Source organism: Nocardia pseudovaccinii NBRC 100343 (assembly GCF_001613225.1).
In the GTDB taxonomy this organism is placed as follows: Bacteria; Actinomycetota; Actinomycetes; order Mycobacteriales; family Mycobacteriaceae; genus Nocardia; species Nocardia pseudovaccinii.
The window spans coordinates 1-6,202 of sequence record NZ_BDBY01000160.1; the positions used below are offsets into that span (position 1 = coordinate 1).

Annotated in this window: 5 protein-coding genes; 1 reads left to right on the forward strand and 4 read right to left on the reverse strand. The window is 64.6% G+C overall.

The window, feature by feature from the left end; genetic code table 11:
- Positions 1-112: 112 nt before the first annotated feature.
- Positions 113-1,519, reverse strand: coding sequence for a vWA domain-containing protein (locus tag NP3_RS18995; protein ID WP_245721008.1), 1,407 nt, complete (start codon positions 1,517-1,519; stop codon positions 113-115).
- Between the two features lie 331 nt (positions 1,520-1,850).
- On the reverse strand, positions 1,851-2,741 hold the full coding sequence (locus NP3_RS19000) for an AAA family ATPase (RefSeq protein WP_063042937.1): 891 nt from the start codon (positions 2,739-2,741) through the stop codon (positions 1,851-1,853).
- A gap of 232 nt (positions 2,742-2,973) precedes the next feature.
- Between NP3_RS19000 and NP3_RS19005 the strand changes: the two genes are divergently transcribed.
- A complete protein-coding gene (locus NP3_RS19005) occupies positions 2,974-3,273 on the forward strand; it encodes a hypothetical protein (RefSeq protein WP_157124393.1) in 300 nt (99 codons plus the stop codon).
- Between the two features lie 202 nt (positions 3,274-3,475).
- On the opposite strand, the gene NP3_RS19010 is transcribed toward NP3_RS19005, so the two are convergent.
- Positions 3,476-4,447, reverse strand: coding sequence for an acyl-CoA thioesterase (locus NP3_RS19010; protein WP_373864767.1), 972 nt, complete (start codon positions 4,445-4,447; stop codon positions 3,476-3,478).
- A gap of 144 nt (positions 4,448-4,591) precedes the next feature.
- Positions 4,592-5,788 (reverse strand): alkane 1-monooxygenase, encoded by a 1,197-nt coding sequence (locus NP3_RS19015; RefSeq protein ID WP_063042939.1) that lies wholly within the window; start codon positions 5,786-5,788, stop codon positions 4,592-4,594.
- Positions 5,789-6,202: the final 414 nt, after the last annotated feature.

Consider the following 6,202-nt stretch of genomic DNA (forward strand, 5'->3'; position numbering starts at 1 on the left):
ACCTCGTCGGAGCCGTCAAGCTGGCAGTAGCCGACCGACTACCTCGGCCAACCGCCTCACGTCGCGACATCGTGCATGGCTGTTCCGCTCGACATACACCTCATCGGAGCGCTCAAGCTGGCAGCAGTCGACCGACCACCTCGGCCAACTGCCTGACGTTGCGGCATTCGTGCATGGTTATCCGCTCGGCATACACCTGGGCGGCGGAGTCGCCGGTGGACCAGGAGCGGGCTGGCTCTGGATTGAGCCAGTAGGCATGCTTGGCCCGCGAGGACATTGCTTGTAGGGCAGGGATATTGGGGTCGGTGCGGTTGGTGCGGGCGTCGCCGAGGATCAAGAGGGAGGTGCGGGGCCCTAGGGCGTCGAGGTAGTTGTCGACGAAGCCCTGGAATGCCTCGCCGTAGTTGCTGCTGCCGAAGCGGGCGACGTTGGTATGGCGGATGATTCGCGCGGCCAGGTCGGGAGTCGGGGGTTCGCCGGGGGTGAAGTGGGCGGTGATTTCGTCGCAGGTGTCGATGAAGCCGAAGCTGCGGACCCTGCTGAATTGGTCCTGCAGCGCTTGGACGAGTTGCAGGGTGAATTCGGCGAAACCCGTTACGGAGCCGGATAAGTCGGCGAGTACGACCAGGTCGGGACGGCCGCGTTTGCGAGCGCGAAGAACCGGGTCGATCGGCACGCCGCCGGTGGCCATGGATCGACGCAAGGTGCGGCGCATATCGATCTGGCCGCGGACCGCCTTGCGGCGCCGCGCGGCAAGGCGGGTGGCGAGTTTGCGGGCCAAAGGGTTTACCAGGCGGCGCATTTCGGCGAGGTCCTGAGTGCGGGCGCCGAGGAAGTCGACCTGGTCGGTGCTGGATTCGACGCCGCGGCGGGCGATGTACTCGGTGCCACGGAGTTGGGCGGAGCGCAGGCGCGCCTCGGTTTGGACGGCGGTGCGGAATTCACGCAGGCGGCGGTCGGCTTCGATGGCGCGGACAGTGGTGTCGAGATCGGTGCCCATACTCTGGACGATGCGATCGGTAAGTTCTTCTGGCCTTAGGGATTTCATGGTCAGATAGGAGGACCAGCCCGCACCCGATGCGGTGGTGACGGGCCGTGAGGGCTCACCTGCGCCGACTCCCCCATAGCCACCAAGTGCCGTGAGTGCCTGCCGGGCGAGTTCGGTGACGGCAGCACGGTCGTCTCGAGCGAGTGCGTCCACCAGGCGGTCGCGTAGATCGTCGATGGATTCGGACGTCGACGGGGTTGCCGGTTGCTCGGCAGTGCGGAAGTAGAGATCGAAGAGCTGATCGAAGACGGCGCGCTGGCCGTTGTGGCGTAGCAGGCAGGCGGCCATGCCGGAGCGCAGGCGGTTGCGGTCGGATAGGCCGAGCGCGAGCATTGCCTCGGCGGCGTCGATGGTTTCGCTCGGGCCTGCGGAGATGCCGTGCTCGCGCAGTAGACCGACGAACTCGACCAAACGATCGGTCATAGTGCTGGCGGGCTGCTCAGGGCTGCGCCGCGCGGGTGACGTCACCACTCGGTCCCCTCCCTCGGCATCCGCACCCATTGTCGGGATCCCGAGCCGATGCCTTGAAAGGTGCTGATACCGAGATACGTTGTGGCAGTTGATATATCGTCGCACCGCACGCAGAGCGGTTCTCCACTACACGCGCCCGCCCGCGTCCGTCGGCCCGATCGGCGCCGACCCACCTCGCCCACCTGCCCCACGCGTCGGCGAGATCCGCACTCGTCGCAGACGCCCGCAAAAGATCCGGATAAACGGTGCGGCAGTTGATGGGCGGCACATTCGTGCGCCGTGCATCGCATACACCTCCGTTCGGGCGCGACTCGGATCACGGCAGCGGCGATCATGACGACCTGCGTTCGTATGGATCGGCTGCCGGAAGCTCGAGGCGATCGATGGCTGTGCGGTGGTCGGCTTGATATTTGAGCAGTACGCCGAGGGTGGATCGGACGATGGTGCCGGATAGGTTTCGGGCACCAAGAGCTACGAGAGTTCTTGCCCAGTCGACGGTTTCGGCGATCGAGGGCGGTTTCCGGAGGGCGAGTTCGCGGAGGGCGGCGACGGTTCGTACTACCGGCTCCCCCAGAGCTTCGTCGAGCTCGGGGACCTTCATGCGGACGATCGCGCGCTCCAATTCCGCTGTCGGATAGTCGATGTGGAGGTAGAGGCAGCGGCGTTTCAGCGCTTCGGAGAGGTCGCGGTTGGCGTTCGAGGTGACGATGACGAAGGGCTTGCGGACGGCGGTCACGGTGCCGAGTTCGGGGATGCTGACCTGATATTCGCCGAGGACCTCGAGCAGCAGTCCTTCGAGCTCGATATCGGCCTTGTCGAGTTCATCGATGAGCAGCACTGTCGGATGCGGGTTCCTGATCGCGGCCAGTAGCGGGCGTTGCAGCAGGAACTCTTCGGTGAAGACGTGGTCGCGGGTGCTGTCCCAGCTCACGTTGTCGGTGGCGGTGATGCGCAGCAATTGCTTGGCGTGATTCCACTCGTAGAGTGCGCGGGCCTCGTCGATGCCCTCGTAGCACTGCAGGCGCACGAGGTCGGAGGTGGTGGCGGCGGCGATCGCCTTGGCCAGCTCGGTCTTGCCGACACCCGCGGGACCCTCGATCAGCAGGGGCTTGCCCAGGTGACCGGCGAGGAACACCGCGGTGGCGATGTCGGTGGAGGGCAGGTATCCGGCGTCGGTGAGCCGCCGCGTCACCTCGTCGACCGAGCCAAAGAACTTACTCATCGGTAACAGTCTAGAACCAGCGGATTTCCGCTCCGCCCCTGAGGCCGACACCCACCACCTGGGGGACTCGTCATACCAAATGATGAATCTTCCTGAAATCGTGTTCGCACCATTGCCATCCGACCGGTCGCGGCCGAGTGTGGACGTGCAAATCGTTGCGTCGCCGGGCATCCCCTGCATCCGGCGAGCAACGACGGCGTCCCCGCGGACGCGCAGATAGAAAGGAACCACCGTGTTCTCGAGAACGACTCCCCGCCGATTCACCCGAGTGGCCATGGCCTGCGCCCTCGCCGCAGTCCCGCTGACCGTACTGGCCATACCCGCCTCGGCCGACCCGGCCACCAGCGAACCCGGCGTGACCGAGGTGCGGCACCCGCACAACAACGATTGGGATTGCGACCGCCCCGGCTTCTTCGACGACTGGAACCACAGCCCCGGCCGTTGGGACGACTGCGATCTCCCGGGCCGCTGGAACGACCCGTGGCGATTCCCCCGCCACCTGTTCCCCCGCGGCACATTCGGCAGCAGCTGATCGAGAGCAAACGGCCCGGCACCACAGGCGCCGGGCCGTTGTCGGGGTCGTCCCTGCTCCAGTCCGATAGCGACTCATACCTTTGATAGGTTGCCGCGCTATCCGGTCCGGCTCGCTCGCCGAGCGTAGTCAAAACGCGGCACGATACCTCCCGCAGCACCGCCATTTGACTGCGCTCGACGGAGCTCGATTACCTCAGAAGCTACGGCATCGGCACCCGGAAATGGTTGGGCTCGGCATCCGCGGGCACATCACTCGCCTGCGTGAACCGCTCCACCTCGGCACGCAATTCGATGAGATGCCGCGCATGCGCATCGAGCGCCTCATCCTCCGCGGAAACCGGAACCCATTGGCGCACCGGCCGCGCCTTACCGTTCTCATCGACCGCGACAACAACCGCGAGGCCGTGCGCGGCGAGCGCCGGTTCATCGGAATGCGTATCCGTCGACGTCACGTGCACGCTGACGTGCATACTCCGCGGCCCGGTGTAAATCAGCCGCGCACTCACCTCGACGATGTGCCCGATGACAATCGGCCGGTAGAATCGTATCCCGCCGAAGTACGACGTAATCACATGCTGCCCAACCCAATCGGCACCGCAGATATACGCGGCCTCATCGATCCACTGCATAGTGCGACCGCCGTGCACCTTGCCACCCCAGTTGATATCCGAAGGCGCGGCCAGGAATCGCAAAATCGACGTCGGCGCTGTACCCGCCGCTGTGTACTGCTGCGCCGCCATCGCCTCCTCGATCCGCTTCCGAACCGAAACCCGCGCTCGCGCTTGCCGATGCCGCTCGAGTTCCAGAATCGACGTCGGATTCCATTGCGGCACTTCGACGGTCCGCCGGTTGTCGTCGATCGCAACGAAGATCGTCAGGCACTGCGCCGTCTGCACCGGCTTGCGTCGCGTGGGATCGGTCGAATAGACGCTGACGAGTATGTGCATGCTGGTGCGCCCGGTGTGCACGAGATTCGCGTGCAGTTCGACCAATTCACCGACCGCGATCGGACGGTCCAGGTGAATATTTCCGACGTAGGCGGTAACGCAGTAGCAACCGCTCCACTGAGCCGCCGCCGCATAGGCGACCTTGTCGATCCATTCGAGTAGCTTGCCGCCGTCGACCGAACCGGCGATGCCCGCGTCGGCCGGTTTGACGAGAAAGCGGTGAATGGCCTCGGCACGTCGACCGGCCGATGCCGGGCTCGGTACGGAAGCGGGGACAAGTGTGGTGGATGAGATGCTCACGACTCGCGATCTGTTCGGCAGAAATGGTTCCGACTCCGATGTCCCCGAAGACGATAGGCAACCGCGCCGCTACGGGCGAGTAGCCGACTCCGCCGATGCGGCTGTCAGTGGACGTGTCCGGCGCAAGCGAGCGGAGATGCGGCGACGCCTGGTCCGAGGTTTGGTGTTGATGAGGGTGATATCACCGCCGTAGTGGGCAAGGACGCGACGGTCCATGACCGCGCGCCAGATCGGCGGGACGGCGGCCAACAGGATCATGCTGGCATAGCCAGCGGGTAGCTGCGGCGCCTGCTCAGAGCTGCGCAGGGTCTGGTAGCGGCGCCCCGGATTCGCGTGGTGGTCACTGTGGCGTTGTAGATGGAACAGGAATATGTTCGTGACCAGACGGTCACTGTTCCAGCTGTCACGCGGGGAGCAGCGCGCGTAGTTGCCATTGCGGCCGCGCGGGCGAAGCAGTCCGTAGTGCTCGACGTAGTTCACCGTCTCGAGCAGCCCGGCGCCGATCAGCGCCTGCAGCGCCAGAAACGGGATCACCGCGGGCCCGAAGAGGACGATCAGCGTGCCGAATAGCGCGACACTCATCGACCAAGCCTGCAGCAGATGATTGTCCAAGCAGAACCAGCGCTTTCCCTTGCGGGAAAGGCGTTCACGCTCCAGAACCAGAGCCGAGCGGAAGCCGCCGATCATAGTGCGCGGCAGGAACTCCCACAGTGATTCGCCGAATCGGGCACTGGCCGGATCTTCCGGCGTCGCGACGCGCACGTGATGGCCGCGGTTGTGCTCGACGAAGAAGTGCCCATATCCCGATTGCGCCAGTGCGATTTTCGCCAGCCAGCGTTCGAGGTGCTCGACTCGATGGCCGAGTTCGTGGGCGGCGTTGATTCCGATGCCCGACACGAACCCGAGCGTCACGGCCAAACCCAGCTTGTCGGATAGGCTCAGTGCCGGTCGCGCCCAGAGATATCCCGCGATGAGCAGGCCGATGAACTGTAGCGGCAGGAAAAGGTAAGTGCACCACCGGTAGAAGCGATCGTTGGACAAGGACTCGTAATCCTCGTCGCGCGGATTGCTCCCGTCGTTCCCTATCGCCCAGTCCAGCAGCGGGATCACCACGAGCACGATGATCGGACCGATCCACCAGAATATTTCGAGGCCGGTATGGACCACGAGTTGTGAAGGAAGTACGGCGCAAGTCGGAGCGATCAGCCCCAGTATCCACAGATACCGTTTGGGGTCGCGTCTTTCAGTGTTCTCGAAGATCGACATAGGTGCCTCGGGCCTCCAACAGAACAGCACTGACAGGGGGTGGGGCCGCCGAAATCCGTTGCGGTAAAACTGTCGCTCCAGAATAGCTGTGCCCGCGCCGCCTGCCAGCAATCTGTCGAAAACCACCTTCTGACCTAACGAATTTCCTGAGCCGAGGGGTGCATCGTCGCCGCGGTCGGGAGAATCGCACGCGGTACTCGATCAGCACACCGACGGCGGGTTTCGGCCTGGAACCGACCCGCCGCCGGGCATTATGCACCGAAAATCACCGTGCTACGGCAGCGCCGCGCAGTTGGATGGAGCGGGCATTCCCGCGAGCCGATCGGTCAACCATTGCTGCGAGGCCACCAGTGACGGGAAGAAGGCAATCACGTGGGTGCCCACGAGTCCGGACGCCGGGGGAATTTCGGCGTT

Coding starts and splice junctions, on each gene's coding strand:
- NP3_RS19015 (WP_063042939.1), bottom strand. CDS start 5,788: ATGTCGATCTTCGAGAACACTGAAAGACGCGACCCCAAACGGTATCTG.
- NP3_RS19000 (WP_063042937.1), bottom strand. CDS start 2,741: ATGAGTAAGTTCTTTGGCTCGGTCGACGAGGTGACGCGGCGGCTCACC.